Annotated in this window: 23 protein-coding genes; 9 read left to right on the plus strand and 14 right to left on the minus strand. The window is 62.5% G+C overall.

Annotation, left to right across the window (positions count from 1 at the left end):
* Positions 1-65 precede the first annotated feature (65 nt).
* Genes QQL79_RS15320 through QQL79_RS15335 form a run of 4 tightly spaced genes read right to left on the minus strand, consistent with a single transcriptional unit; the run spans position 66 to position 2,847 of the window.
* Complete coding sequence (locus tag QQL79_RS15320; protein ID WP_284392330.1) at positions 66-659, minus strand: DNA-3-methyladenine glycosylase; 594 nt, start codon at positions 657-659, stop codon at positions 66-68.
* A complete protein-coding gene (locus tag QQL79_RS15325) occupies positions 631-1,692 on the minus strand; it encodes a D-TA family PLP-dependent enzyme (protein WP_284392332.1) in 1,062 nt (353 codons plus the stop codon). The genes QQL79_RS15320 and QQL79_RS15325 overlap by 29 nt, the downstream gene beginning before the upstream one ends.
* Positions 1,689-2,462, minus strand: a complete 774-nt coding sequence (locus tag QQL79_RS15330; protein WP_284392334.1) for an SDR family oxidoreductase — start codon at positions 2,460-2,462, stop codon at positions 1,689-1,691. Before QQL79_RS15330 ends, QQL79_RS15325 begins: the two co-directional genes overlap by 4 nt.
* A gap of 1 nt (position 2,463) precedes the next feature.
* A complete protein-coding gene (locus QQL79_RS15335; protein ID WP_284392336.1) occupies positions 2,464-2,847 on the minus strand; it encodes a RidA family protein in 384 nt (127 codons plus the stop codon).
* 199 nt (positions 2,848-3,046) lie between these two features.
* On the opposite strand from QQL79_RS15335, the gene QQL79_RS15340 reads away from it, so the two are divergent.
* On the plus strand, positions 3,047-4,501 hold the full coding sequence (locus QQL79_RS15340) for a M81 family metallopeptidase (RefSeq protein WP_284392338.1): 1,455 nt from the start codon (positions 3,047-3,049) through the stop codon (positions 4,499-4,501).
* A 142-nt stretch (positions 4,502-4,643) separates the two neighbouring features.
* Here the strand turns inward: QQL79_RS15340 and QQL79_RS15345 are convergent, their stop codons facing one another.
* From QQL79_RS15345 to QQL79_RS15375, 7 genes are all read right to left on the minus strand, one after another.
* The gene (locus tag QQL79_RS15345) at positions 4,644-6,662 is read right to left on the minus strand and encodes a beta-N-acetylhexosaminidase (RefSeq protein ID WP_284392341.1); all 2,019 of its coding nucleotides are present in this window, start codon (positions 6,660-6,662) and stop codon (positions 4,644-4,646) included.
* Positions 6,663-6,697: 35 nt separating this feature from the next.
* On the minus strand, positions 6,698-7,564 hold the full coding sequence (locus QQL79_RS15350; RefSeq protein ID WP_284392343.1) for a MurR/RpiR family transcriptional regulator: 867 nt from the start codon (positions 7,562-7,564) through the stop codon (positions 6,698-6,700).
* A gap of 28 nt (positions 7,565-7,592) precedes the next feature.
* Positions 7,593-8,669, minus strand: a complete 1,077-nt coding sequence (locus tag QQL79_RS15355) for an ABC transporter ATP-binding protein (protein ID WP_284392345.1) — start codon at positions 8,667-8,669, stop codon at positions 7,593-7,595.
* A gap of 94 nt (positions 8,670-8,763) precedes the next feature.
* On the minus strand, positions 8,764-9,966 hold the full coding sequence (locus tag QQL79_RS15360; protein WP_284392900.1) for an extracellular solute-binding protein: 1,203 nt from the start codon (positions 9,964-9,966) through the stop codon (positions 8,764-8,766).
* Positions 9,967-10,095: 129 nt separating this feature from the next.
* On the minus strand, positions 10,096-10,938 hold the full coding sequence (locus tag QQL79_RS15365) for a carbohydrate ABC transporter permease (RefSeq protein ID WP_284392902.1): 843 nt from the start codon (positions 10,936-10,938) through the stop codon (positions 10,096-10,098).
* A gap of 80 nt (positions 10,939-11,018) precedes the next feature.
* The gene (locus QQL79_RS15370; protein WP_284392347.1) at positions 11,019-11,906 is read right to left on the minus strand and encodes a carbohydrate ABC transporter permease; all 888 of its coding nucleotides are present in this window, start codon (positions 11,904-11,906) and stop codon (positions 11,019-11,021) included.
* An 11-nt stretch (positions 11,907-11,917) separates the two neighbouring features.
* A complete protein-coding gene (locus QQL79_RS15375; protein ID WP_284392351.1) occupies positions 11,918-13,072 on the minus strand; it encodes a Gfo/Idh/MocA family protein in 1,155 nt (384 codons plus the stop codon).
* A gap of 373 nt (positions 13,073-13,445) precedes the next feature.
* On the opposite strand from QQL79_RS15375, the gene QQL79_RS15380 reads away from it, so the two are divergent.
* From QQL79_RS15380 to QQL79_RS15390, 3 genes are read left to right on the plus strand one after another with little or no spacing between them, the layout of a single operon-like run.
* Positions 13,446-13,940, plus strand: coding sequence for a hypothetical protein (locus QQL79_RS15380; RefSeq protein WP_284392353.1), 495 nt, complete (start codon positions 13,446-13,448; stop codon positions 13,938-13,940).
* A 15-nt stretch (positions 13,941-13,955) separates the two neighbouring features.
* Entirely contained in the window at positions 13,956-15,137 is a 1,182-nt protein-coding gene (locus QQL79_RS15385; RefSeq protein ID WP_284392904.1) for an MFS transporter, read from the plus strand.
* Entirely contained in the window at positions 15,138-16,571 is a 1,434-nt protein-coding gene (locus QQL79_RS15390) for a M81 family metallopeptidase (RefSeq protein WP_284392355.1), read from the plus strand.
* Positions 16,572-16,717: 146 nt separating this feature from the next.
* Here QQL79_RS15390 and QQL79_RS15395 read toward each other — a convergent pair whose 3' ends face one another.
* Genes QQL79_RS15395 through QQL79_RS15405 form a run of 3 tightly spaced genes read right to left on the minus strand, consistent with a single transcriptional unit; the run spans position 16,718 to position 19,567 of the window.
* Positions 16,718-17,539 carry an ABC transporter ATP-binding protein gene (locus tag QQL79_RS15395; RefSeq protein WP_284392358.1) on the minus strand — a complete coding sequence of 274 codons (822 nt, stop codon included), beginning with the start codon at positions 17,537-17,539 and terminating at the stop codon, positions 16,718-16,720.
* The gene (locus tag QQL79_RS15400) at positions 17,529-18,563 is read right to left on the minus strand and encodes a FecCD family ABC transporter permease (RefSeq protein WP_284392360.1); all 1,035 of its coding nucleotides are present in this window, start codon (positions 18,561-18,563) and stop codon (positions 17,529-17,531) included. Before QQL79_RS15400 ends, QQL79_RS15395 begins: the two co-directional genes overlap by 11 nt.
* The gene (locus tag QQL79_RS15405; RefSeq protein WP_284392363.1) at positions 18,560-19,567 is read right to left on the minus strand and encodes a FecCD family ABC transporter permease; all 1,008 of its coding nucleotides are present in this window, start codon (positions 19,565-19,567) and stop codon (positions 18,560-18,562) included. The genes QQL79_RS15400 and QQL79_RS15405 overlap by 4 nt, the downstream gene beginning before the upstream one ends.
* Before the next feature lie 112 nt (positions 19,568-19,679).
* Between QQL79_RS15405 and QQL79_RS15410 the strand changes: the two genes are divergently transcribed.
* Genes QQL79_RS15410 through QQL79_RS15430 form a run of 5 tightly spaced genes read left to right on the plus strand, consistent with a single transcriptional unit; the run spans position 19,680 to position 26,506 of the window.
* A complete protein-coding gene (locus QQL79_RS15410) occupies positions 19,680-20,600 on the plus strand; it encodes an ABC transporter substrate-binding protein (RefSeq protein ID WP_284392365.1) in 921 nt (306 codons plus the stop codon).
* Positions 20,601-20,657: 57 nt separating this feature from the next.
* Positions 20,658-21,575 carry an ABC transporter substrate-binding protein gene (locus tag QQL79_RS15415; protein WP_284392367.1) on the plus strand — a complete coding sequence of 306 codons (918 nt, stop codon included), beginning with the start codon at positions 20,658-20,660 and terminating at the stop codon, positions 21,573-21,575.
* 21 nt (positions 21,576-21,596) lie between these two features.
* The gene (locus QQL79_RS15420; RefSeq protein ID WP_284392368.1) at positions 21,597-22,172 is read left to right on the plus strand and encodes a GbsR/MarR family transcriptional regulator; all 576 of its coding nucleotides are present in this window, start codon (positions 21,597-21,599) and stop codon (positions 22,170-22,172) included.
* The gene (locus QQL79_RS15425; RefSeq protein WP_284392369.1) at positions 22,169-23,374 is read left to right on the plus strand and encodes an efflux RND transporter periplasmic adaptor subunit; all 1,206 of its coding nucleotides are present in this window, start codon (positions 22,169-22,171) and stop codon (positions 23,372-23,374) included. Before QQL79_RS15420 ends, QQL79_RS15425 begins: the two co-directional genes overlap by 4 nt.
* A gap of 3 nt (positions 23,375-23,377) precedes the next feature.
* A complete protein-coding gene (locus QQL79_RS15430; protein WP_284392372.1) occupies positions 23,378-26,506 on the plus strand; it encodes an efflux RND transporter permease subunit in 3,129 nt (1,042 codons plus the stop codon).
* Positions 26,507-26,548: the final 42 nt, after the last annotated feature.

Below are 26,548 nucleotides of genomic sequence, written 5' to 3' on the forward strand. Positions count from 1 at the left end.
TCACGGGGAAACTTGAATCACAGCCAAGGGGTGAGCCGCAAGGCAAGGAAGGGCAAAGAACGACTTTATCCGCCGGCCATTCGGGGCAGCGGCTTGCTGAGGAATGGTGAATGGCGCGCGACGAAGCGCCAGGGCGTTTCGACGCCCTTGGTGATGCCGATGCGCGGACCGGCATGGATTTCGGACGGCTCGCCCGGCAGCAGTTCGAAGGGTTGGGCATCGAGCGGCAGGCCATTGTGGGCAATGGTGATATCAAGCGCCTGGCAGAGCTTGCCCGGACCCGAACAGAGTTGGCGGGCGGGAAGACCGCCGCGCCGCTCGGCCATGAGATGGGTGCCGCAAGTGGGCTCGAGAGCGCGGATCAGCACGGCGCTACCCGGCCGGCAGACGAAATTGAGGCACCAGTGGATGCCATAGATTTTGTAGACATAGGCACGACCGGGCGGGCCGAACATGGCGGCGTTGCGCGGGGTCGGACCGTTGAAGCTGTGCGAGGCCGGATCGCTTGGGTCATAGGCTTCGACCTCGACCAGCGGACCGCCGACGCCATCGACCAGGAGGGTCACGCCGATCAGATCGCGCGCAACATCGAGGACGGGGCGATCGAAGAAATCGGGCGGCAAGGCCACGCTAATCGACACGGCCGCGGGCGTCGACATGGACGGTTTCAACGACCTGGTCGCCGGAGATCAGCGTCACACTGTCGAACAGGTTCGAGACGACGCAGGCGTGATTGGGGATGATGCGGAGTTTTTCGCCAATGGCCGGTTTGGTGGGGCAATTGGTGAGATCGATCGTGCCATGCTCTTCGCTGAGGCCGGTGATGACGGCGTCGGGATAGGCTTCGATGAGGCCAAAGCCGGTCATGCCGAGGGTATCGCTGGTGAGCGCCTTGGAGCCGGCATCGATGATGGCCCGGTTTTCGGTGGGGCGGCTGACGACGGTTGCCAGCACGGTCAGCGCGCAATCGGCAAAGCCGCCGACATTTTTGGCGACCTGGAAGCGGTCCATATAGATATAGGTGCCGGGGCGATGTTCGGTGGCGGTTTTGACCTCATGAGCGCGCCAGATATCGGGCGTGCCGCCATTGGAAACGACTTCGGGCGGCAGGTTGGCGGCGATGAGGGCAGCCTTGGCGTCGGCCAGCCATTTTGCATTGGCCTCGACCTGCCCGGCGGCGGGATAGGTCATGAGGCCCCCGAAATGGAGGCCGGGCGAAGCGGCGATCTTTTGCGCCAGGGCGACGGCTTCGGTTGGCGATTGCACGCCGCAGCGGCCCATGCCGGTATCGCATTCGACGAGCACCGTGAGCGGCTTGGTTGAGCCGGCAAAGGTGGCTGAGAGACCGGCGACGGTCTGGGCGCTGTCGGCGGTAACAGCGATATTGATGCGGGCGGCCAGGGCCTTGAGGCGGGCGAGCTTGGCGGGGCCGATAATATTGTAGGGCAGGAAGATTTCGGTGATGCCGGCATCGGCCATGACTTCGGCTTCGCCCAGTTTCTGCACCGTGATGCCCACCGCGCCCAGTTCGACGGCGCGCTTGGCGAAGCGAGGCAGCTTGTGGGTTTTGATATGGGGCCGGAGCTTGAGGCCATGGGCGTCGGCATAATCCTGCACGCGCTTGAGATTGGCCTCGACGCGGTCGAGATCGATGAGGACCGCGGGGGTATCGAGTTCGGCTATGTTGCTCATTTGCCCCTCAGAACTTCATCGACGAAACGCAGATTGCCGGCTGTCAGCCCGGCATCGACCGGCAGCACCGTACCGGTGATGCCCGATGCGGCGTCCGAGCACAAGAAGACGGCGGCATTGGCCACTTCCTGGGGCAGGACCATGCGGCCCAGCGGGTAATGGGGCAAGACATTGTCGAGCAATGTGGGGTCGGCGGCTAGCCGATGATCCCAGGCCGGGGTGCGGACCGAACCAGGGCAGATCACATTGGCGCGCAGACCCTGGGCGCCGCGTTCGACAGCCAGCGAGCGCGCATAGGCAACGAGCCCGGCCTTGGCCGCGGAATAGGCCGGGTTGCCGAAATGGGCGAGCGCATTGACGGAGGAGATGAAGACCAGGCTGCCGCTGCCGCGCGCCGCCATGGCCTTGACCACGGGATCGGTCATGGCATAGGCGCCGTTGAGATTGATCGATATTTCCGAGGCCCAGATATCGTCATCGAGATGATCGAGCGTTTCGGCGCGGGTGAAGCCGGCATTGGAGACGACGGCGTCGGGCACACCATGCTCGGCAATATGGCGCTCAATGGCGGTTCGCGTGGCTTTGGGATCGGCCAATTCGAACAGCACCTGCCCGGCAAGGTCCAGCCCGGCCAGCAGGTCCGCATCGCGGTCGGCACCAATCACATTGGCCCCGGCCTGCCTGAACACAGCGACCAGGGAACGGCCGATGCCGCCCCCCGCACCTGATATCAGGACGGTTTTGCCATCGAGACGAAACGCTGAGCTCATGTCAGGGCCCCTTATAGGCGACGCAATCGATCTCGACCTTGCAGTCGACCATCATATGGCTCTGCACGCAGGCCCGCGCCGGCGGATGCTCGCCGAAATAGCTTTTATAGACGCCGTTGAAGCTCCAGAAATCACGCGGATCATCGAGCCAGACGCCGCAGCGCACCACATGTTCGAGACCGTAACCGGCCTCCTCAAGAATGGCGATGATATTGGCAATGGTGGCGTGGGTCTGCTCGACAATGCCGCCATTGATGATCTCGCCATCCTTCATGGCGACCTGGCCGGAGACATAGAGCCAGCCCCCCGCCTCCACCGCCCGGGCGAAAGGCAGGTTCTGACCGCCGGCTCCGGACTTTTCGGCGCCATAACGTTTGATCGGCATTTGGGACCCTCCTTTTCGGTCTTTTCTGAAAGACAATTTCACTGATCGCGAGCTTATCGCCAGAAATTGGGCAATTCTCGCGAAAAATGACAGCAGAAATGTAAATTTCTTACGTGATTGCGGGATATGCCCTGTGCTAGCTTGGCATGGTCCCGTCCCTTTGGGACATCCGGTTTTATTGTCATTTTGCGAGTTCCGAGTGCGTGTCTTCACCGCCGCCCTGGCCACCGAGACCAATACATTTTCCCCGATCGCGATCGACAAGCGCGCTTTCGAGGCCTCGCTCTACGCCAAGCCGGGCGAACATCCGGCAACGCCGACCCTGTGCAGCGCGCCCATTACCGTGGGCCGCGAAGTGTGTGCACAGCTGGGCTGGACGCTGATCGAGGGCAGTGCCAGCTGGGCCGACCCGGCAGGGCTGGTGGCGCGCACGACCTATGAGGACTTGCGCGACGAAATTCTTGAGCAATTACGGGCGGCCATGCCGGTGGATGGCGTGGTGCTGGGGCTGCATGGCGCCATGGTGGCGCAGGGCTATGACGATGTCGAAGGGGACCTGCTGGCCCGGGTGCGCGAGATTGTGGGGCCGGACGTGCTGGTCTGCGCCGAGCTTGATCCGCATAGCCATCTCACGGCCAAGCGGGTGGCGGCGGCTGATTTTTTCGTGGTGTTCAAGGAATTTCCCCATATCGACTTTGTCGATCGGGCGCGTGACCTGTGGTCAATCGCGGTGCGGGCGCTCAAGGGCGAGATCACGCCAGTGATGAGTGTGTTCGATTGCCGGATGATCGATGTGTTCCCCACCTCCAAGGAACCGATGCGCAGCTTTGTGGACCGGCTTTATGGGCTGGAACAGAGCGAGGCAGGGGTGCTCTCGCTCTCGGTGGTGCATGGCTTCATGGCGGGCGATGTGCCCGAGATGGGGACCAAGGTTATCGCGGTGACCGACAATCAGCCGGAGACCGGCGCGGCGCTGGCGGAAAAGCTGGGGCGGGAACTGTTTGCCATGCGCGGCACCTTCATGGTCGCCCAAGTGGATGAGCATGTGGCGGTGGATGTGGCTGTTGCTGCGACCAAGGGGCCGGTGGTGATCGCCGATGTGTGGGACAATCCCGGTGGTGGCCCGGCGGGCGACGCTACGGTGATCCTGGGCGAGCTGATTGCGCGGGGCGTAACCGACGTGGCGGTGGGGACGATCTGGGACCCCATTGCGGTGCAGATCTGTATGGCGGCGGGCGAAGGGGCGGAGATTGCCCTGCGCTTCGGGGCCAAATCGGCGCCGGATACGGGCCATCCCATAGACAAACTGGTAACGGTCAAAAAACTCGTGCCCAATGCAGAGATGCGGTTTGGGGAGAGCTTTGCACCATTTGGCGATGCGGCCTGGATCAGCTTTGACGGGATCGATGTGATCCTCAATACGACGCGGGCGCAGAGCTTTGATCCGAGCCTGTTTTCGGCGATGGGGATCGAGCCGACATCGCGGAAGATTTTGCTGATCAAGTCGACCAACCACTTCTACGACTCGTTCTCGCGGATTGCCTCGGAGATTGTCTATTGCTCGGCGGGGAAGCCCTATCCGAATAATCCGGCGACGACGCCTTATCGCAAGGCGCGGCGGGATATCTGGCCGATGATGGAGAATCCTTGGTGAGGTTTATCCCTAGGCATCGGAGTACCCCCTCCTGGCCTCCCCCTGATAGGGGGAGGGATCTCTCCACTCTGGAAACTGGATCGCGTTTTAGCCACCGGGCGGTTCCTCCCCCTATCAGGGGGAGGTTAGGTGGGGGTATTTGCTATTCCTCAGCCCAGTTGCCGTACATGATCGGCATCAATCCGACCAAAGCCTTGAAGCGGTTCCAGCTTTTGCGTTCCGGCAGGGTCCAGCCGGCCTCGGCGACGGCTGAGAGGCGGGGGAAGACCAGGCGGTCGAAGATGGCGCGATCGGTCATGGATTCGCTCCAGATGCAGCTCTGGACGCCAAGCAGGTGCTTGAGCTGGTTTTCGGTCCAGCCTTCGCGGGCCTCGAATTCATAGGTTTCCTGCGGGCCTGACCAGCCGGCCCAGCCGGCGCCCGGCTCGGCCCAGGCCTGACCATTGGCCATGTCGAGATAGTAGCGCTGGCCTGGGGAAACGACCATGTCATAGCCGCGTTCAGCCAGGGCGGCGTTGATCTCGACATTGCGCCAGCCGATGAGGAAGGTCTTGGATTTGTCGACCTTGTCGCCATGGCCCGCCTCTTCCCAGCCGCCGGTCACCGCGCCCTTGGAGGCGATATACTCATGCACGCGACGGATGAATTCGGATTGCAGGAGCGCGGTAGGCGAACCCTCGATCTCGTCGGCGCCGTGATGGTTGCCCAGAACGTTGAGCTGGGCTTCGTGCTTCTTGCGGAGAGCGGGACCGCCGAGCTTTTCGATCATGTCGAGGGCCAGTGGCGAGCCGGACCAGGCGGCGAGCGGAACCTCGTCGGCGCCGAGATGGAAGATGCCGGCGGGGAACATCTCCAGCACCTCGTCGATCACCTTTTCCATGAAGGTATAGACCGGCTCATAGGCGGGGTTGAGGCTGTTATTGGGGAAGCCCTGCACCGACTGGTATTCGCCAACCTCGTTGGGATCGCGCAATTGCGGGAGGGATTGCAGCACGGCGTAGGAATGGCCGGGGACGTCGATTTCGGGGATCACGGTAATGGCGAGGCTATCGGCCAAAGCCACGATTTCGCGCACCACTGCCTTGGAATAATAGCCGCCGGTCGGCTGCGGGCCGGAACCCAAGAGCGGCGGCAGGGCTTTGCCGTGGCCGCGCCAGGCGCCGATTTCGGTGAGTTCGGGGTAGGCCTCGATTTCGAGGCGCCACGCCTCGTCTTCGCTGAGATGCCAGTGGAACTTGTTCATCTTGTTCCAGGCCATGAGCTTGATGAGACGGCCGACTTCGGCCCCGGTATAGAATTGGCGCGCCACATCGAGATGGCAGCCGCGATAGGTAAAGCCGGGCTCGTCGGTGATGGTACCGCCGGTAGGGAAGAGGAAGGTCTGCGGATGGAGTTTTGCGCCCCGCAGAATGTGACCCAGGGTAACCAGGCCATAGAACATGCCCTGCCGGGTGGTGGCCGAAACCGTCGCCGCATTGTCGGCAAAGGCAATTTCATAGGCCTCGGCGCCCAGGCCAGCCTTGTGCTCGACCGCGACGGGCATGCCGGCCTCGGAAGCGGGGCGGACAATAGCCTCGACGGGGAAGAGATCGCCGACCAGCGTGGCGAAGGCCTGGGCGGCTTTGGCGGCGTCGTCACCCTGTGGCTGCAGGTCGAAGCCGGGCGGGGCAATGCGGGCGCCGGTGGTGGCAACGGATTTGGGCCAGGGGATGATCGAAACGGGGACCGGCGCCTTGGCCGGAACCTTGAACCGTATCGCGCCCTTGAGCAGCGGGGAATTGTGCCCCTTGCCCTGAGTGGGGGCGGTGGGCAGGGAAATGATGGTGCCGTCGGCCAGGGCAACGTAACCGGAATTGGCGCCGTCGCTCCAATGGCGCAGGCCATAGGAGAGACCGCGTGCGACAGCCTTCCAGGTTTCGCCCGGCTGCAGCACGAAGCCGTCTGGCGGGGCGATCAGGGTGTGATTGGAGAGGCGCTTGAGCAGCTTGCCATTTTCGAGGGTCGCGTGCGGATCGATGCGGGCCGGCCCCGAAAAACCGAGGGTGAAATCCTTGAGGGGCGCATCGCCATTATTGGTGAGCTCGATGCCATAGGCGAGCGCTTCCCCCTCGCTGGCGGGCGTCCAGGTGGTTACGAGCGACAAAGAATAGCCGGCAGTCATGTGCTTGGATCCCAAGGCAGGAGTGGAAGGAGGGCTCAGTCCCCGAGGGGCTGGGCGTCGTCGCCGTCCCGATTGACGACGAGCTGGTGCTTGATGCGCCGCATGCTGGCGACGGCAGAGGCGCCAAGGCGGGTCGCGACGGTCTGGGCGAGAACGTCCACCGTGGCGAGAAAGGCGTAGCGGCCCGGGGTGGGACGGAGAATGTCGATGTTCTCGTGCCAGTTGACGGGCAGCAGGATATCGGACTGGGCCGAGACCATGGAGGCCGAGCGGGTAACGACGATGCGGGTCAGCCCATATTCGCCGGCGACGGTGAGCGTCTTGGCCAATTGCGCATTATTGCCCGAAAGCGAAAAGGCCACGATGACGGTGCCGGCGGGGGCGGAGGCAGCGCGCATCATCTGCAATTGATGATCTTCGGTGGAGGCAACCTTGAGGCCGAGGCGAAACAGCCGCGTCTCGATTTCGCCAGCCATCATCGAGGAGGCGCCGCCGGAGCCGAAAGCCAGCACGAAATTGGATTTGGCGATACTTTCAGCGGCGCGTTCGACAGCGCCGAAATCGAGGTGTTCGAAGGTTTCGTAGATGATGGACTGGATGCCATTGACCACGCCCTGGGCGATCTCGCGCACATTGGAGGGGCTGGCGGCAGGAGCCAGATAGCGCTGGCCGACGAAACGGGACTGGGCCAGGCGCACCTTGAAATCGGCATAGCTATCGCAGCCCAGGCGCCGGCAGAAGCGCGTGACGGTGGGCGGGGAGACATCGGCCTGGGCGGCCAGGTCGACGATAGACATTTTGAGCACGCTATCGACATCGGCGAGCACGATTTCGGTCAGGGCGCGCTCCGACCGCGTGAACTCGTTCTTCTCGGTCTGCAACAGACCGACGATATCCAGCATGATGCTCTCCTCCGCCTCGGGCGAGCTGCTAATAGACTGCCAGGCCCTTTTCGTCGAACAAATGAACCTGGTTGATGGCAAAGCTCATTGCGACGGCCTGCCCTTCTGCAACCTTGGGGTCGCCTTCGAACAGGGCGACGAAATGCTCCCCGGCGGGCAGATCGGCATAGCTCACGGTATGGATGCCCAGATGTTCGACGATCTTGGGGGTGATGGTGAGGGTGAAGTCGCCCTTGTCGAGGCTGAGATGTTCGGGGCGGATGCCCAGGGTCACGGACTGGCCGTTGACGGCCTTCGACTGGCGCGGCAAGGCGATGGTGCCCAGGGTGCCGAGATCGACCGTGGCGGTTTCGCCGTCGGCCGAGGTTACCTTGCCATTGATGAAGTTCATCTTGGGGCTGCCGATAAAGCCGGCGACGAAGAGATTGTCCGGCTTATGATAGAGCTGCAGCGGTGAGCCGACCTGGGCGATCACGCCGGCATCGAGCACGACGATCTTGTCGGCCATGGTCATAGCTTCGACCTGATCGTGCGTCACATAGATCATGGTGGAACCCAGGCGCTTATGCAGCTCCATCAGCTCGATGCGCATTTCCGAGCGGAGTGCGGCATCGAGATTGGACAGGGGTTCGTCGAAGAGGAAAATCTTGGGCTGACGCACGATGGCGCGGCCGATAGCGACGCGCTGACGCTGGCCGCCCGAAAGCATGCCGGGGCGGTGCTGCAGGCGCGGCTCGAGCTGCAGCACCTTGGCTGCGGCGTGTACCCGGGCATTGACCTCGTCATTGGGCAGTTTTTCAACGCGCAGCGGGAAGGCGATGTTCTCGAACACGGTCATATGCGGATAAAGCGCATAGGACTGGAACACCATGGCAATGCCGCGCTGCACGGGGGGCAGATCGTTGACGACCTTGCCGCCGATGGTGATTTCGCCGGCGCTGACATCCTCGAGCCCGGCGATCATGCGCAACAGGGTCGACTTGCCGCAGCCGGAGGGACCGACAAAGACGACGAACTCGCCTTCGGAGACTTCGAGATCGATCCCCTTGATGATCCGGGCTTCGTTGAAGCTTTTCTCAAGTTGCTTGAGGCTGAGCTGGGACATGGCACTGCGTCTCCGGGCGGCGGCACGAGGCCGCGGGCGGTCGAAAGGGATCGGATGGCCGCCGCCCAAAGGGCGACGGCCGGTAATGTTCAGGCTACTTGTACTGCTCGAGTTCGCCCGCGGCCGTGGTGAGGGCAGCGGCCGGTTCGGCAGCGCCGGTCACGACGGACTGAACCATTTCGATCATCACGTTCTGCAGGCCGACATAGTCGGTCAACAGCGGCTCGGGACCACCGAATTCGATGCCGTCGAGGAAGGGCGCCCAATAGGGCTTCTCGGCGAGCAGTTCTGCGGTCTGAGGCTCAAGCGGACGCAGCGGGGTCAGGCCCTGGGCCATTTCGGCAGCCCACTGGCGTTCGCCGGCAGTCAGGTACTTGGCAAGACTGGTGGCCTGCTCTTCGACGCCCGAGCCCTTGAACACGGCCAGGGAGTCGGTGATGAGCAGGGTGCCCGGGCCCTTGGCGGATGGGCCAAGCGGGAGCGCGGCAACGCCCCAGTTCATGCCGGCTTCGGTGGCAAGATTGGCGGCATTGGGCGAGGCATGGATCATGCCCAGCGTGCCGTCGAGCCAGATGGCGCGCACTTCGTTCTGCTCGTAAGCGGTCGGGCCTTCTTCGGAATAGGCCGAGATGTCCTTGAGCGCGGTCAGGGCTTCGAGGTTCTGCGGCGAATCGAGCACGATATTGCCGTCGGCATCGATGACCTGGCCGTCATTGGTGTAAACCCAATGGAGGAACTGGTGCATGGTGTTGTCGAAGGTCTTGGCGACGACGCCAAAACCGTCGAAGTCGGTATTGTCTTCGATCTGCTTGGCGAAGGCGATTTCTTCTTCCCAGGTCTTGGGCGGGGTTTCCGGATCAAGACCGGCAGCCTCGAAGACGTCCTTGTTCCAGTAGAAGGCCTTGGTCGAGAAAGCGACCGGGACGCCCCACTGGGTGCCGTCGAAGGTGACGGTATCGGGCACGTAATTGTAATAGCCGGCCTTTTCCTCGTCGGTCATCGGCACGGGGACGATGAGATCGTTGAGGGCGAACTGCTTGAGCGTGCGCGAACCGACATAAGCCAGCGCGACGGGGGTGCCGGCGGCGGCGAGCGTGGTCACCTTGTCCTGGCACTGGCCCCAGCCGACGACTTCGGGAACGACCTTGAAGCCGGGATTTTCAGCTTCCCATTCCTTGAAATAGTCGGCGTAACCGGCGGTCAGCTCGTCACCGCAGTTGATAAAGCTGATTTCCTTGACGTCCTGGGCGAAAGCGGCGGGCGCTGAAGCCGCGAGGGCCAGCAGCGATACCGCGATAAGTCCGGTCGTTTTTTGCACTTTTTAGTCTCCCTTGTTGCACGCCCCGAAAGGCGCCTTCCCTCGGATCGGGACGAGCCCGACCCAAACTGAGCAGCCTAGCGGACCCTTCTTCCGCCCGGCCTTTCCCTATTGCTTCACGGCACCGGCGGTGAGGCCGGCGACGAGATAGCGCTGCAGGAACACGATGACGATCATGACCGGCAGGATTCCGACGAAACTGGCCGCCATCAACTCGTTCCACTGCACTTCCTGCTTGCCGAAAAAGGCGAACAGCCCAACCGGCAGCGGCATGAACTCGGTCCTGGAATTGAAGGTCAGCGCGAAGATGAATTGCTGCGCATAGGCGCCGATGAAGGTCATGATGGCGACCACGACAATGCCCGGCATGGCCAGCGGCAGGATGACCCGGCGCAAAGTATAGAGACGGGAAGCGCCATCGACCCAGGCGGCCTCGTCCAGCTCGCGCGGAATGCGCATCATATAGGTGCGCAGCAGCCAGATGGACGACGGGATGAGGAAAGCCGCGCCCGGCACGATCATGGCCCAATAGGTATTGAGCAGGCCCAGCTGGCGCATCAGGCGGAAAAGCGGGATGAGCAGCACGGCGCCCGAAAACATGTTGACCGCAAGGAACCCGCCCAGCATCAGCCCCGACCCGGCAAACTGGAAGCGGGCAAAGGCATAGGCGGCCGGCACGACGATGACGACGACGATCAGTGTCACCACTGAGGAGATGAAGAAGGAGTTGAAGATGTGCATGCCCAGCATGGGCACCGACGTCCACATCTGGAAGTAGGCGTCGAAGGAGCCGTTTTTCGGGATGAAGCTATAGGGCGTTGAAAAGAGCTGGCTCAGCGGTTTGAGCGAGACCAGGAAGCCTTCGATGAAGGGGGCCAGCACGAAGAACAGGAACACCGCCATGCCAGCATACATCAAGACGATCTCGTACCACTTGTAGCGGTCGATCATGGCCTTGGAGGAACGGGCCCTGACCTTTTTTGCAACGGCGGGCGGGGCAAGGTCGGCGGCGGCAGTGCGGGCGAGGTGGCTCATTTGGCTTCTCCCTGCGAGAGCTTCCGAACCGCGCGGAAGTAGACGATGCAGAAGATGGACACGAAGATGCAGATCACCACGGCGCGAGCGGCGCCTTCGCCATATTTGCGGGAACCCATGGCGGTCTTGTAGGTGTCGATGATCATGGTGGTGGTGGAGCCCGAGGGACCACCCTGGGTCAGGATCCAGATGATATCGAAGGAATTGAAGGTGGCGATCAGGCTGAGCAGGCTCATGGTCAGCATGGCCGGCAGCATCAGCGGCAGGGTGATGCGGCGGAAGCGATAGAAGCGGCCGGCACCATCGGTCCAGGCGGCTTCATAGAGATCCTTGGGAATGGATTGCATGGCGGCCAGGAGATAAATGGTCACCATGGGCACCCCGATCCACACATCGGTGACAATGGTGGCCCAGAAGGCCGAGTTCCCCTGCGCCAGGATGGGCCATGGCTTGCTGATGATGCCGAAATTCTGCAAGAGGCCCGAAATCATGCCGAACTGGCCATTATACATCCAGCCCCACATGAAAATGCCGATGGCCATGGGCACGATCCAGGGCGGCATGGTGAGGATGCGGAACAGGGTCTGGCCGGGAATGGCGGCATTGAGCAGGGTGGCGCCCAAAGTGCCGATGATCATCTTGGTGGCGACCGAAAAGAAGGTCCAGATGAAGGTGCGCAGGATGACTTCGGTGAAATTGCCGGCGCCGAAAATGCGCTGATAATTCGCCCAGCCCACGAAATCATAGGTGGGACGAAGCGCGGCATTGGTGAAGCTGAGGACGATCGTGTCGAACAGCGGATAGGCAACGATGATCAGAATGTAGATGAGGGCGGGAGCCAGTAGGGCGAGAGCGAAGAGGGAAGCGCTGCGAGTACCGGTCATCTACCTTCTCCTCAGCTCGCTCGGCCCAAAGCCGCATCGAATTGCTGCCAGATTGGCGTCATATCCACCACCGTTCTGGTTCGCATGGCCTGATCCATGGAGAGCGCCAGAAGCCCGGCCTCCAGCGCATCGGTGACCGAGACCGGCAGGGGGGCGCCCTCGATCATGTGTTTAAGAATGTCCTCGGCCATCTGCTCGTCGGCACCATAGTGCTGGCTGAGGCCACTGGTCTTATAGGTCGCGTCGACAAGGCGCTCGGACGTACGCGAGTCCGTGACGCGCAGGAAATTGCGGATGAAATCGCCTTCGGCCATGCCCTTGGCTCCCATCACTGCGAAGCGCCGGAAATCGTCAGGCACGTTCAGATTGGTGTGAAAGGTCAGCGCGGCGCCGCTCTCATATTGCACCATTGCGGTCTGGAAATCGATGATGTCGCCATCGCTGTCGAACACCTTATCGCTACCCTGCCAGCCGGAGGGCTTGCGATGGTAGAGTTCCATGTCGTTGATGCCGGAAACCTGGGGCGCATTCTTGGGAATGAAGGTGCGGCGGCCGCCGAAGCTCGACACATATTTGGGGCGGCAGCCCATGACGCCATTGTAAAGATCGAGATCGTGGCAGCACTTTTCGAGCATGAAGCTGCCCGAATATTTCTCGTAGCGACGCCAGTCGCGCATGAAAAAGGCGCCATGATAGGGCGGGATATGCTCGGAAGCCTCGATGGAGGTGATGTCGCCAAGCTGGCCTTCGGCCTGGGCCTTGCGCAGGTCCACATAAAGCGGGGCATAGCGCAGCACCAGGCCAACCATCAGATTGTCCGAGCCATATTGGGCGATCAACTCGGCCAGCGCCATGGTGTCCTCGACTGAGGTTACCACCGGCTTTTCGGTGAAGATCTTGAGGCCGCGCTCGAGGCCGGTACGGATGTGGCCGAGATGGAGATGATTGGGCGAGCCGACCATCAGCAGGTCAAGCTGTTCGCTATCGAGCAGGGCTTCGAGGCTGTCATATTGCTTGCCGACATTGACGCCGTGTTCGGTGGCATAGGGCAGGCCGGCAGGGGCAGGATCGACATAGCCGGCAATCGAAAAATCGCTGCGCGCCGCGGAGAAAACCCGCGCCAGATACCCCAGACGATAGCCCAGACCGATAATGCCTACCCGCATAGATATTCGCCCATCCTGTTCCCGCCATTCTCTGTTGGATTGGTCGGGTTTTCTGTAAACTATTTTCAAGATTAGGATCGTTCTGAACGGGATGTCAACACGAATCCGACACATCCACAATACCAATCTAGACCGAGAGCGGGCCTGCCCAAAGCAACGCCATTCTGCCGAAAACCTGAGCGTTTTCCCCGATTTTGCTGAAGTTTTCGCTGTGGACAAGCTTACCGGAAAAGGGCAGCATGCTCGAATTGGTATCTATGTACGTGCCTCAAATCGAGTTTCGCATAGAGGCCAGAAATGAAAATTTATAACAGAGTCAGGCTCCATTGCCCGCAATTGCGCGGGCGCCAGGCCTGAGGCCCGGGAGAGCCAGATGAGCCACACCACCAACCCTTTCCCCAACGACCCCGATCGCGGCGCTATCTGGACCATGCTGATGGAGCGCGACATCGACGCCTTTGTCAGCGCCGACTGGAGCATGGTCGATGGCGATTTCGTGCGCGAGGGGTTTTTGGGGATCAATGGCGGGGGATCGGACAATCCCGATAGCTGGAAGATCGGCTTTCCGACGCTGGAGGCCTATCGCGACGAATGGTTGCGCCAGGCGAGCGAGGGCCAGAAAGTTAGATATGCCGAGGACCAGCGCCTGGCCATTTTCCGCAACACCAATTTGCAACACATCGAGATTAATGGCGACATCGCCATCGCCCACAAGAAGTTCGACGGCACCATTGCCCTGGCCGATGGCGGCAAGGAAATCATGAACTGGCAGACGCTCTATTTCTGTCGCAAGGTTTCCGGCGCCTGGAAGCTGACTGGCTTTGCCGGCTACCTGCCCTTCCCGATGGGAACGCCACGAAAGGGCTGATCGATCATGGGGGGATTGAGCGTCCAGCGGCTGACCATGCTGGTGTTTTTCCTGCAGCCGCTTGCCTTCGGCTCCTGGTTGCCGCGTATTCCCGATGTGCAGCAGGCGCTGGGCCTGGGGCCAGCCGCACTGGCCTTTACGCTATTGGGACTGCCCTGCGGCACGCTGCTGACGTTGCCCTTTGCCGGCCCCCTGGTGGGCAGGATCGGACCGCGCATGGCAATCCTTTCCGGCTTTCTGTTTTACGCCATCGCGATCAGCCTGCCGGCCTTTGCGCCCAGCCCCACACTGCTCTTTATCGCCCTGATGCTGGCGGGGTCGTCGATTTCCTTCCTTGAACTCGGGCTCAACGTGCAGGCCGATGCGGTGGAGAAATCGACCGGTTCACTGATCATGACCACCTCGCATGGCTTCTGGTCGGTGGGGATCATGGTGGGCAGCCTTGTCGGCTCGGGATTGGCCGCGCTGGGATTGGCGCCGGCCTGGGCAATTCTCCTGGTTGCGGCGATCAATCTGCCGCTGGGGATTATCGTCGCGCTCCGCCTGCCGGTTCTGGCCACGGAAAGCGAGAACAAGACCGCGGGCCAGCGCTCGGCCTGGGCCATGCCATCCTGGGCGCTATTGGGCATCTGCTTTTTCGTCTTCGGCATTACCATGACCGAAGGGGCCATGGCCGACTGGTCGGCGGTGTTCCTGCGCGAGGCATTGGGTGCCGATGGGGGCCTTGCCGGGCTAGGCTATTCGGTCTTTGCCTTCATGGTGGCGACGGGGCGGTTTGGCGGCGACACGCTCAAGGCACGGTTCGGGGCGGTCACGACGGCGCGGATCTGCGGCACGCTGGCCCTGGCGGGCGCGGCAATCCTCTTCATCGCGCCCAATACGATTGCCGCCCTGTTCGGCTTTGCCATTATCGGGCTCGGTGTTTCGGTGGGGTTTCCGTTGGCGGTGACCGCGGCGGCGAGCCTTACCGACAGACCATCCTCGTCCAATGTCGCGGTCCTCTCGTTCGTGGCGCTGTGCGGCTTTCTCGTCGGTCCACCGGTGATCGGGTTCATCGCCGAACATGCCGATATGCGCATGGGCCTATTGGCGCTGGTGCCGGTATTGCTGGTGAGCCTGTTGCTGACCGGACGGCTGATGGTCAACAGCAGGGCGCCCGCCCATAATCCTGAAGCAGAAGTTCCCGGAGTTCTTTAGATGCGTATTGCCGTTGCCGGGCTGCATACCGAATGCAGCACTTATAATCCCGTGCTGGCCCGCGAGGCCGATTTTCGCATCTTGCGCGGCCCCAGCATGCTCAAGGATGCCTATTTCGATTTCCTGACACATTTTCCGCCCGAGTTCATCACCATCCTGCATGCAAGGGCCATTGCCGGCGGGCCGGTGGAGCGGGGCATCTATGAGCGCTGGAAGGGAGAAATCCTCGATGGCCTCAAAAGCGCCCTGCCGCTGGATGGGGTGTATCTGGCCATGCATGGCGCCATGTTCGTTGAGGGGCTGTTCGATGCCGAGGGTGATTTCATTGCCGCGGTACGCGAAGTGGTCGGGCCCGATGTGCTGATCGCGGCAAGTTACGACCTCCATGGCAATGTCAGCCAACGGATCGTCGACAGCCTCGACATTTTTTCCACCTATCGCACGGCGCCGCATATCGACGTGCCCGATACGATGCGCCGGGCAGTGACCATGCTGGTGCGCGCTTTGCGGACGGGGCAGCGTCCGGCCCTGGTCTGGGCTCCGGTGCCTGTACTGCTGCCGGGCGAGCGGACCAGTACGCAGGACGAGCCGGCGCGGACCTTTTATTCGCAATTGCAGCAGACCGAAGACCCGACAGGCATCTGGGATGCCTCGTTCCAGGTGGGCTATGTCTGGGCGGACGAGCCACGGGCGACCGCCTGCGCGGTGATTACCGGCACGGATCGTTCCGCCATGGAAAAGGCCGCCGCGGCTTTGGCGCAGAATTACTGGGATATTCGGAGCGATTTCGTCTTTGGGACGAAGACAGGCAGTATCGAGGAATGCGTCGACTGGGCGGTGACTTCGGAAACGGGGCCTGTCGTCTTGGCGGAATCGGGGGATAACCCGACTGGTGGCGGCGTGGGCGATCGCGCCGAAGTTCTGGCGGCGCTGATCGCGAGGGACGCGCAGGGCGTGGTGTTTGCCGGCATTGCCGACAAGGCGGCGACCGAGGCGGCTTATGCGGCGGGCGTGGGGGCCAAGATTGCCCTGCGGATCGGGGGGAGCCTCGACACCAGCAGCCAACCGGTCGAGGCCGAAGCGGAGGTCATCTTCCTGCTCGAAACGGACGATGCGCGGCTGCGCGAGGCCGTGGTGCGGATCGGTGGGATCGACCTGGTGCTGACGGTTCGCCGGCGGCCCTTCCACAATATCCCGGACTTTACCCGGCTCGGGCTCGACCCGCGCCTGGCCAGGATCGTGGTGGTGAAATCGGGCTATCTCTCACCCGATCTCGGTCCCATTGCCAATCCAAGCCTCATGGCCTTGTCGCCAGGCGTGGTGGACCAATTCGTCGAACGGCTGGTGCGCAACCATAAAAGCGTGCCGCAATATCCGTTCGACAGGGAATTTTCCTATGTGCCGGCCCCGATCTGGTCGGCGCGGGCGAGGTAAGGTCGGCAGGCACCTTCTCGTCATAATCGCAGTCGCTTCCCTCGGGCTTGACCCGAGGGTCATTCGCTACTTGTGCCGAGGGGAGAGTGGCCCTCGGGTCGAGCCCGAGGGAGGCGCTGGTGATGGGAAGGCGTTGGAGGTCTCTCCTACGCCGCCGCGGCGCCCGCGCTCTGTGTCCGCAGGGGAATGCAAAGCGGGCGGCCATGGACCGGATCGGTGATGACCATGGATTGCACGTCGAAGACTTCGGCGATCCGGGCCTCGGTCATCAGCTCTTCGGGCGTGCCCGAGGCGGCGATGGCGCCATCGCGCAGGAAAACCAGCCGGTCGGCATAGCGCGCGGCCAGGTTCAGATCGTGCAGCACGAGAACCACGGTACGACCGAATTCAACATTGAGCTGGCGCACGAGATCGAGGCAATCGAGCTGATGGGCCATATCGAGATGGTTGACCGGCTCGTCGAGGCAGACCACATCGGTTTCCTGCGCCAGGACCATGGCGATCCAGACGCGTTGCAATTGGCCGCCCGAAAGTGAACCCAGCCGGCGCTTGCGCAGATGAGCAACGCCGGTGCCTGCCATGGCGCGGTCGAGCGCGGCGGCGTCGTCGGCGCTCCAGGGCTGCATCATGGATTGATGCGGATAGCGGCCCAGCCGCACCAGTTCCTCGACCGTCATGTCGTCGGGCGCCGATGGGCTTTGTGCAAGCAAGCCGATCTGGCGGGCCAGCATGCGGTCATTGAGCGTGGCGATATCGACATCGCCCAGCCGCACCTGGCCGCCGCTCGGCTTGTGGAGGCGCCGGATAGCGCGGAGCAAGGTGGATTTGCCGCAGCCATTGGGGCCGGCCAGAACGGTGATCTTGCCCTTGGGAATGGGCAGCGACAGGGCATTGAGCACGCTGACCGTGCCATAGGCCAGGCTGAGATTGTCGACCGAGATGCGATGATCCACTGCGCTATCCGTCATGGCGTTGCCTGCCCATCAACAAGAAGAGGAAATAGGGAGCGCCGATGACCGCGGTGACGGTGCCGGCGGGAACTTCGATGGGGGCAAAGACCACCCGGACGATCAGGTCGGCTGATACCAGCATGATGGCGCCAAGCAGGAAGCTGCCGGCAAGACCGGCATAGACATTGCGGCCCACGAGCAGGCGCGCCAGGTGCGGCGCCATGAGCCCGATGAACCCGACGCCACCGACAAAGGCCACGGACACCGCGGTCAGCGCTGCGGCCAGGGCGAAGATCAGGATGCGGAATACCGGCAGATCGAGGCCGACGCCGCGCGCCGAGACCTCGTCGAGATCGGCCGGCGGCAGTTTCCGGGCAGCGAGCAGGGACAAGAGCAGCAAAGGCAGCATGGCCAGTGCGGTGACCTGGATTTCGCTCCAGTTGATCTCGTTGACCGCCCCGGCGATCCAGCGCGCGGCCTGGCTGGTGCGATAGATGGGGCCGATCAGCATCATGACGATGGTAATGGCCTTGGCCACCGCTGCAATGGCGATGCCGAACAGCAGCAGGCGAATGGCCGAGGAGGACTGCCGGCCCGAGAGGATGAAGACCAGCGATATGGCGGCAAGCGCGCCCAGTGTCGCCGCGACCGGCTGATAGGCGATGGAGGTCACCAGCGAATTGGATTCGTCGGAGAGCAAGGCGAGGAAAATGACAACGCCCAGGGCGGCGCCATCGATCACCCCCAATACGCCCGGGGAGGCCAGCGAATTCCGCGTGATCTTTTGCAGCAGGAACCCGGCAGCGGCCATGCCGCCACCGGCAAGCGCCGCGATGACCACCCGCGGCAGACGCAATTGCAGGACGATCAGGTTCTGGGTCTTCTCGCCCGCGCCCATGATGACCCGGGTCACCTGATCGATAGGTATCCAGGTGGAGCCGAAGGCGACCCCGCTCAAGGCCAGCAGCACGAAGGCCACGGCCATGATGAGAAGAACCGCTGGCGCACGCGCCGGAGCGAGGTTGGAGGTGAGGCCGCTCATGCTGCCCTCCGCTTGAGCAGAATGAGGAGGACGACGCCGCCGACGACCGCCGTTATGGCGCCCACCGGCGCCTCGACGGGATAGATGAGGAAGCGGGCGGCGACATCGGCCACGGTCGCATAGATGGCGCCGAGCAATGCGGCAGCGGGAATCTGGCGGGCATGACGAAGACCAACCAGGCGGCGCGCAGCATGGGGTACGACCAGACCAACAAAAGTGACGGGGCCGGCCATGGATACGGCAGCGCCGGTGAGGAGCGCCACGGACAGAAAGCTCGTGCCGCGCACCAGGGCCAGCGGCACGCCAAGGCTGGTGGCCGTGGAATCATCGGCTTGCAAGGCATCGAGTGCACGGGACAGCAGCAGGGCCAGGGCGGCACCGACAATAATGATTGGTCCACCGGTCTGGGCCAGCGTCATCGGCCGGTCGACGAAGGAACCCGAGAGCCAGAACAGCAATTGCTGGAGCTGGGCCTCGTTGGTGGTGAGAATGATCTCGACGATGGAATGGCCGAGGCCGGCAATGGTGACGCCGATCAGCACAATGCGGATGGGCGAAAGGCCCCCTGCCCCGGCGGCGATGGCAAAGACCAGGAGGCTCGTGAGCAAAGCGCCCAGGGCTGCCGACATGGAGAGGCCCAGCAGGGAGCTGACGCCGAGAGCCGTGCTGGCCACCACAACGGCAAGGGACGCGCCGGCATTGAGGCCCAGCGTATCGGGCGAGGCAATGCGGTTGCGCGACAAGGTCTGGACGATGACGCCGGCAATGGCCAGACCCGCCCCGACCAATGGCGCCAGGATCGCGCGCGGCAGACGCAGATTGGAAATAACGACTGCCGTTTCCGAACCGTCAAAGGCAAAGAGCGCCTGCCAGACCTGATCGAGCCCATAGAGCTTGAAGCCCAGCGTGAGGCTCATCAGCATTGCGGCGAAGAGGGCAATGACAAGGACCACCCAGACCACAGGTAAAGGCAGGGCGGCGACCATTGGACGGGGAGAGGCCACGGAAGAACTGGACAGGGTGAAGGACCAAAAAGCTGATATTGACAGTCATACTAAATTCTGACTGTTTGCCCAGACCATTTTCTGATCCCTCATGTCAAGATTTAGGATTGTCATGTCCACTCTTCGCAACACATTCGCGGCGATGGCCTGCGCTACGGTGCTGGCGCTGGCGCCGGGCGCTTTCGCCCGCGAAATTACCCATGCCATGGGCACGACCGATGTTCCGGACAGCCCCCAGCGGATCGTTATTCTGACCAATGAAGGTACCGAGGCCCTGCTGGCTGTCGGCATCACCCCCGTTGGGGCCGTTCGCTCCTGGGTGGGCGAGCCCTGGTATGATCACATCGCGGCCGATATGGCTGACGTCACGGTGGTTGGCGAGGAATCGGCGGTGAATCTCGAGGCCATCGCGGCGCTGGAACCCGACCTGATCATCGGCAACAAGATGCGCCAGGAAAAGATCTACGACCAGCTGTCGGCCATCGCGCCGACCGTGATGTCGGAACGCCTGCGCGGCGACTGGAAGGTCAATATGGCCCTCTATACCGACGCCGCCGGCAAGGGCGCCGAAGGCAAGGCAGCGCTTGAGACCTATGACGGGCGTATCGCCAAGATCGCCGAAGAAGCCGGACCGCTGCTCGAAGAGAAGGTTTCGCTGGTGCGCTTCATGTCCGGCATGACCCGCATTTACTACAAGGACACTTTTGCCGGCCTGATCCTGAGCGAAATCGGTTTCAAGCGCCCTGCGTCTCAGGACAAGCCCGAATTTGCCGATGATGTGGGCAAGGAACGCATTCCGGACTTCGACGGCGACCGGCTGTTCTATTTCGTCTACGAGATCGGTGACGGCGTTGCCGAGAAAGTGGCCGCGGAATGGACCGCCGATCCGCTCTGGCAGAACCTGCCCGTGGTGAAGGCCGGAAAGGCCTATGCCGTTTCCGACACGATCTGGAATACGGCCGGTGGTTTCATTGCCGCCAATCTGCTGCTCGATGATATCGAAAAGCACTATGAGCTGGCGTCCACCCGCTAAATTCCTGGCCATCCGCTGCAAGGCGGGTGGCTTTTTTCTGTCCAGACGAGCTTGTCCATGTTGAAGCGCCTGTTCTCTGCCAGCCTGATTGCCGCCCTGATGCTGTCCAATGCCATGGCGCGCGAGGTGACCCATGCCATGGGGACAACCGAAGTGCCCGACGCCCCGCAACGGGTGGTGATCCTTACCAATGAGGGCACCGAGGCGCTGCTGCATCTGGGCATTGTGCCGGTTGGGGCGGCGCAGAGCTGGGATGCCGATCCATTCTACGCCCATCTTGTGCCTCTGCTTGGCGATGCCGTTTCGCTGGGGACCGAGACGGCGATCAATCTCGAACTCGTCGCTTCGCTCGAACCCGACCTGATCATCGGTACCAAGGTGCGCCAGGAAAAGATTTATGAGCAGCTTTCGGCCATCGCTCCCACGGTGATGTCGGAGACCATCGGGGAAAGCTGGCTCAAGAATTACCAATTCTATGGCGAGGTGCTGGGGCTAGGCGACAAGGCTGCAGCGAATGTGGCGGCGCTTGAAGCCCGCGCCAAGCAATTGGCCACCGCCATTGGCGATGGCGTTAATGAGCAGATTTCGCTGGTCCGCTTCTCGCCATCGCGGACCCGGCTCTATTTCCGTGGCAGCTTCCCGGGCGTGGTGCTGGACCTTGTCGGCTTCAAGCGACCGCCGGCACAGGATCACCTCGAGACATTCACCGAAGTGCAGAAAGAGCGCATCCCCGAAATGGCGGGGGACCGGATTTTCTACTTCTCCTCGGACAATGACAATGCCGAAGGCAAGGCGAATATGGACGAGTGGCTGGCGGACCCGCTTTGGCTCAATCTGGAGGCGGTCAAGGCCGGCAAGGCGCAGCGCGTGGGTGAATTGGCATGGAATGCCGGCGGCGGCATTTATTGCGCCTATATGATGCTGGACGATCTGGCCGAAATCTATGGCGTGACCCTGCCGCCCGCCACGAACTAATCAGCTCTTGAGCCAATCTGAATGCCGGTGGCCTCCGAGCCGCCGGCATTGTCATTTTTGCCGGACCGTTCATATCGTTCAATGTTGACTGAACGATATGAATTTTCTATCCATTTGACGATGGATACTTCCTATGTCGATGCCTTTATCGAGCTGATGGGGGTCATCAGCCAGACTGACGGCGCACCACGCATAGCGGGCCGGATTTTTGGGCTGCTGCTGGTGGAGGGGCGCCCATTTGCGCTGGACGAAATGGCGCAGCGGCTCAGCATCAGCAAGGCCAGTGCCAGCACCAATGCGCGCCTGCTGCTTCATACCGGGATGATCCGGCAGACCAGCAAGCCGGGCGACCGTCGTGACTATTACGAATTGGGCCAAAAGCCTTATAGTCGCATGATAGAAACCATCAGCACCCGCATGCGCCGTTCGGCCGCGCAGGTGCTGGAGACCGAAGCGCTTTTTCCCGACAGTGCAGGTCCGGCCAAGCGCCGGGTCCGCCAGTTAGCCGATTTCTATTCCGGATCAGCCGATTTTTTTGCCAACTGGGCCAGCCATTTCGATGAGCAGGCCGACAACTCAGACGGTGCCCAGCCATGAATGCTCCCGCCGCCAAGCCCGAATGGGCACAGAGCAAGCGCGAAAAAGACAATGAAGCCCGGGTCGCGGCAGGTCTCAAGCCACGCCGCCGGCGCTGGCCATGGATTTTGCTGGTGCTGGCGGTGCTCGCCGTGGCCGGCTTCTTCCTGTTCCAGGCCATGCAGCCGGCGCCCGAGACTCCAGTGGAAGCAGCTGCGCCAGAGCCGGTCATGCAGCTGGTCGCCTCCGAAATTACCACCGTCGAGCCGCAAACGCTGGTGCAGGCGGTCAAGGTCACCGGCTCGCTGGGGCCACAGCGGCAGACGCAGGTCGCTTCGCAGGTTTCCGCGCGTGCGGTCGCGGTGATGGCGCGGCCGGGCGATGCGGTGAACGAGGGCGATGTGCTGGTGCAGCTCGATACCGAGAGCCTGCGCATCCAGCTCGACCAGCAGACCAGCACGGCGGCGGCGACCCGCGCGCAACTGGTGCTGGCGGAGAGCCAGCTGATGCGGACAACGGACCTGATCGAACGCGGTTTGACGGCCTCGTCGGGTCTGGAACAGGCGCAATCCAGCGTTGACGCCCTGCGCGCCAATCTTGCGGCACTGGAAGGCCAGGTGGATGCGGCCCGCATTGGCGTGCAGAATGCCACGATCAAGGCCCCTATGACGGGCATTGTTTCGGAACGGACCGTCGAGCCGGGACAGATGGTGCAGCAGGGAACGGCCGTGCTGACCATTGTGGATCTGACCACGGTCGAGCTCAACGCGGCTGCGCCGGTCAGCGCCGGGGCACTGGTGAAGCCCGGTCAGGCCGTCACGGTAACTGTGGAAGGCATTGCCGGACGCAGCTTTGAGGGCAATGTCGAGCGGGTCAATCCGGTCGCCGCGACCGGTACCCGCACCATTCCGGTCTATATCGCCATGGACAATGCAGAAGGCCTGCTGCGCGGCGGGATGTTTGCCACCGGGCAGATTGCCGTCAAGGAGCAACCCGATGCGCTGGCCCTGCCAAGCGGGGCAATCCGGGAGGATGCAGAGGGCTTTTACGTGCTCAAGGTGGATGGCGAGCAGGTGGTGCGCCAGGGGATCGAAAAGGGCGGAGAATGGAATGCCGGCCGGGTGATTGAGATCGCGTCGGGCATCAGCGCCGGCGACGTCGTTGTCAGTGCCGTGCTGACCCAGTTGCAGCCGGGTGATCGCATCGAGATGGTGGAGAACTGATCCATGTTCCTCACCCGCATCAGCGTCAACCATCCGGTCTTTGCCACCATGATCATGGTGGCCATGCTGGTCTTCGGCATCTACTCCTACCAGCGCCTGCCGATCGAGCAATTGCCCGATATCGACTTTCCCGTGGTGGCCGTGGTGGTCAGCTATCCCGGCGCCTCGCCCGAGGCGGTGGAAAACGACATCGTCAAGCCGATCGAAGAGGCGGTGAATACGATTGGCGGGCTGGATAATATCCAGTCGACCTCGCAGTCCGGCCAGGCCATGGTGCTCATTTTCTTCGACATGAGCGTCAATTCGCAGGTTGCAGCACAGGACGTGCGGGACCGGCTGGCGACGGTGGAGGCGGGATTCCCAACCAATGCGGGCGACCCGCAGGTGCTGCGGTTCGATCCGGCCGAATTGCCGGTGATATCGGTGGCGGTCAGCTCGCAGACGCTGTCGCCGCGCGACCTGACGGCACTGACCGAAGACGTCATCGTGGCCCGGCTGTCCAATATTTCCGGCGTGGGCCGCGCCACCGTGGTCGGCGGCGTGCCGCGCCAGCTCAATGTGCTGGTCGATCCCGACAAGCTCAATGCCTTCAATGTGGGCGTGAGCCAGGTGATCCAGGCCCTGGATCAGGAAAACCAGAACCTGCCGGCGGGCTCGCTGACGCAGGGCTCGCAAGTGCAGTCGATCCAGGTCGAAGGCCGCATCGAGCAGGCCAACGACTTCCTCGACATCATTGTGGCCCGCCAGGGCGGGCAGCCGGTCTATTTGCGCGACGTGGCGACCATTGAGGACGGGCAGGCCGATATCGTGAGCATGGCACTGCTCAATGGCCAGCCGGCGCTGGCTATCGATGTGGTCAAAACGCAGGGCGCCAATACGGTTGGCGTCGCCAAGGATGTGCGCGCGGCCATTACCAATATGCAGGCCAATGAGCTGCCCGACGATGTGCGGCTGGAAATCGTGCGCGACAATGCGGTGCCGGTGGAGGATTCCTTCCACGCGGTGCAGAACATGCTGATCGAAGGCGCGGTATTGGCCGTGCTGATCGTGTTCCTCTTCCTCAATTCGTGGCGTTCGACTGTCATTACCGGGCTGACCCTGCCCATCTCGATCATCGGCGCGATGATCGTGCTCTATTTCCTGGGTTTCACGCTGAACATGATGACGCTGATGGCGCTGTCGCTGGCGGTCGGTATCCTGATCGACGACGCCATCGTGGTGCGCGAGAACATCATGCGGCACCTGCATATGGGCAAATCGCACCGGCAGGCGGCCCTCGACGGCACCAATGAAATCGGCCTTGCCGTTTTGGCGACGACGCTATCGATCGTCGCGGTGTTCCTGCCGGTGGCCTTCATGGAAGGCATTCTGGGGCGCTTCTTCCTGCAGTTCGGTGTCACCGTTTCGGTGGCCGTGCTGATCTCGCTCTTCGTGGCCTTCACGCTCGACCCGATGATGAGCAGTGTCTGGTACGATCCAGCGGCGCATCCCGATGCCAAGCGCGGTCCGATCGGCCGGGCGGTGGCGCAATTCGACCGCTTCTTCCAGTGGATCGGGGAAGGCTATCGCGGCCTGCTGCGCTGGTGCCTCAAATTCCGCAAGACGACGCTGGCCATCGCCGTGGCCTCGTTTATCGGCACATTCTTCCTGTTCCCGCTGGTCGGCGTCGAATTCGTGCCGGCGACCGACAATGGCGAGTTCCAGGTGGATATCGAAACGCCGACCGGCTCGTCCATCGACTATACCGCCTCCAAGGTTCGCCAGATCGACGCGACGCTCAAGCGCTTCCCGGAGGTTGCGGGCACTTATGCCACGATCAATGCCGGCACGACGACGGGCGACAACAAAGCGACCATCGTGGTCTCCATGGTGGAGAAATCCGAGCGCAGCCGCAGCCCGCAGGACATGACCGATCCGGTTCGCACTGCGCTCCAACAAATCCCGGGGGTCGAGACGACCGTGGGCGCCGCGGGCGGATTGGGTGGCGTTAGCGCGCCGATCTCCATTGTTATCTATGGCGACAACTTCACCATATTGGAGCAACTGGCCGACCAGCTCATGGCCAGGCTCGGGCAGATCGACGGGCTGATCGATATCAAGTCGAGCCTGGACGATGCCCAGCCAGTGCTGGGCGTGCGGATCGAGCGGGACCTGGCCAGCGATCTGGGGGTGAGCCTGCAGCAGATCGGCTCGACCCTGGGGCCGATGCTGGGTGGCGAGGAAGTGACCGACTGGACCGCCCCCAATGGCGACAATTACACGGTCAGCGTCCGGCTGCCGGAATGGGCCCGCGACGATATCGAGACGCTTGGTTCCCTGCCGATCACGCAGAGCGGGGCGACCGGCTCCAATTCCATGGTGCGGCTCGACCAAGTGGCGCAGATCGTGCAATCGCAAGGTCCGGGGGAAATCCTGCGGCAGGACCTGTCGCGGCAGGTCAGCGTCACCGCCAATGTGTCGGGTGTCGAGCTGGGCTCGGTGACCGGCGCGCTGCAGGCGGCCGTCGACAGTCTCGACATGCCGACCGGCTACCGCTCGTCGATGGGTGGCGACGTCGAGGATCTCAACGAGACTGCCGGAGCGGCCGGTTCGGCGCTGCTGCTGGCGGTGATCTTCATTTATCTGGTGCTCGCCAGCCAGTTCGGCAGCTTCCTGCAGCCGGTGGCCATCATGGCCTCGCTTCCCTTGGCATTGATCGGCGTGATGCTGGGCCTGCTGGTGGGTGGATCGACGCTCAACATGTTCTCGGCCATCGGTTTCATCATGCTGATGGGCCTGGTGGTCAAGAACGCCATCCTGCTGGTGGACAATGCCAACCAGCATGTGCGCGAAGGCTGGAACCTCTATGAGGCGCTGGTCGAAGCGGGCGCGACGCGCTTCCGGCCGATCATCATGACGACGCTGGCCATGATCTTCGGCATGTTGCCGCTGGCGCTGAGCCTGCATGAAGGCAGCGGGCAGAACGCGCCCATGGCCCATGCGGTGATCGGCGGGCTATTGAGCTCGACGGCGCTGACGCTGGTCGTGGTGCCGGTGATGCTGACCTATATCGACAGCTTCAGCCGCTTTACCCGCCGCTTCCTGCCCAAAGCACCTGACGATACGGAGGCGGAACACGCCCCGGCTGAATAGGGCGTTCGGCCACAAGTCGCTAGAAAAGGGCTCCATCGATCC

This window comes from Devosia yakushimensis, assembly GCF_030159855.1.
GTDB classification, from domain to species: Bacteria; Pseudomonadota; Alphaproteobacteria; order Rhizobiales; family Devosiaceae; genus Devosia; species Devosia yakushimensis.

What these genes read in the sequence shown, in the direction of transcription:
- QQL79_RS15320 (WP_284392330.1), bottom strand. Translation starts at nt 659, where the DNA reads ATGTCGACGCCCGCGGCCGTGTCGATTAGCGTGGCCTTGCCGCCCGAT.
- QQL79_RS15325 (WP_284392332.1), bottom strand. Translation starts at nt 1,692, where the DNA reads ATGAGCAACATAGCCGAACTCGATACCCCCGCGGTCCTCATCGATCTC.
- QQL79_RS15330 (WP_284392334.1), bottom strand. Translation starts at nt 2,462, where the DNA reads ATGAGCTCAGCGTTTCGTCTCGATGGCAAAACCGTCCTGATATCAGGT.
- QQL79_RS15335 (WP_284392336.1), bottom strand. Translation starts at nt 2,847, where the DNA reads ATGCCGATCAAACGTTATGGCGCCGAAAAGTCCGGAGCCGGCGGTCAG.
- QQL79_RS15345 (WP_284392341.1), bottom strand. Translation starts at nt 6,662, where the DNA reads ATGACTGCCGGCTATTCTTTGTCGCTCGTAACCACCTGGACGCCCGCC.
- QQL79_RS15350 (WP_284392343.1), bottom strand. Translation starts at nt 7,564, where the DNA reads ATGCTGGATATCGTCGGTCTGTTGCAGACCGAGAAGAACGAGTTCACG.
- QQL79_RS15355 (WP_284392345.1), bottom strand. Translation starts at nt 8,669, where the DNA reads ATGTCCCAGCTCAGCCTCAAGCAACTTGAGAAAAGCTTCAACGAAGCC.
- QQL79_RS15365 (WP_284392902.1), bottom strand. Translation starts at nt 10,938, where the DNA reads ATGATCGACCGCTACAAGTGGTACGAGATCGTCTTGATGTATGCTGGC.
- QQL79_RS15370 (WP_284392347.1), bottom strand. Translation starts at nt 11,906, where the DNA reads ATGACCGGTACTCGCAGCGCTTCCCTCTTCGCTCTCGCCCTACTGGCT.
- QQL79_RS15375 (WP_284392351.1), bottom strand. Translation starts at nt 13,072, where the DNA reads ATGCGGGTAGGCATTATCGGTCTGGGCTATCGTCTGGGGTATCTGGCG.
- QQL79_RS15380 (WP_284392353.1), top strand. Translation starts at nt 13,446, where the DNA reads ATGAGCCACACCACCAACCCTTTCCCCAACGACCCCGATCGCGGCGCT.
- QQL79_RS15390 (WP_284392355.1), top strand. Translation starts at nt 15,138, where the DNA reads ATGCGTATTGCCGTTGCCGGGCTGCATACCGAATGCAGCACTTATAAT.
- QQL79_RS15395 (WP_284392358.1), bottom strand. Translation starts at nt 17,539, where the DNA reads ATGACGGATAGCGCAGTGGATCATCGCATCTCGGTCGACAATCTCAGC.
- QQL79_RS15400 (WP_284392360.1), bottom strand. Translation starts at nt 18,563, where the DNA reads ATGAGCGGCCTCACCTCCAACCTCGCTCCGGCGCGTGCGCCAGCGGTT.
- QQL79_RS15410 (WP_284392365.1), top strand. Translation starts at nt 19,680, where the DNA reads ATGTCCACTCTTCGCAACACATTCGCGGCGATGGCCTGCGCTACGGTG.
- QQL79_RS15415 (WP_284392367.1), top strand. Translation starts at nt 20,658, where the DNA reads ATGTTGAAGCGCCTGTTCTCTGCCAGCCTGATTGCCGCCCTGATGCTG.
- QQL79_RS15420 (WP_284392368.1), top strand. Translation starts at nt 21,597, where the DNA reads ATGCCGGTGGCCTCCGAGCCGCCGGCATTGTCATTTTTGCCGGACCGT.
- QQL79_RS15425 (WP_284392369.1), top strand. Translation starts at nt 22,169, where the DNA reads ATGAATGCTCCCGCCGCCAAGCCCGAATGGGCACAGAGCAAGCGCGAA.
- QQL79_RS15430 (WP_284392372.1), top strand. Translation starts at nt 23,378, where the DNA reads ATGTTCCTCACCCGCATCAGCGTCAACCATCCGGTCTTTGCCACCATG.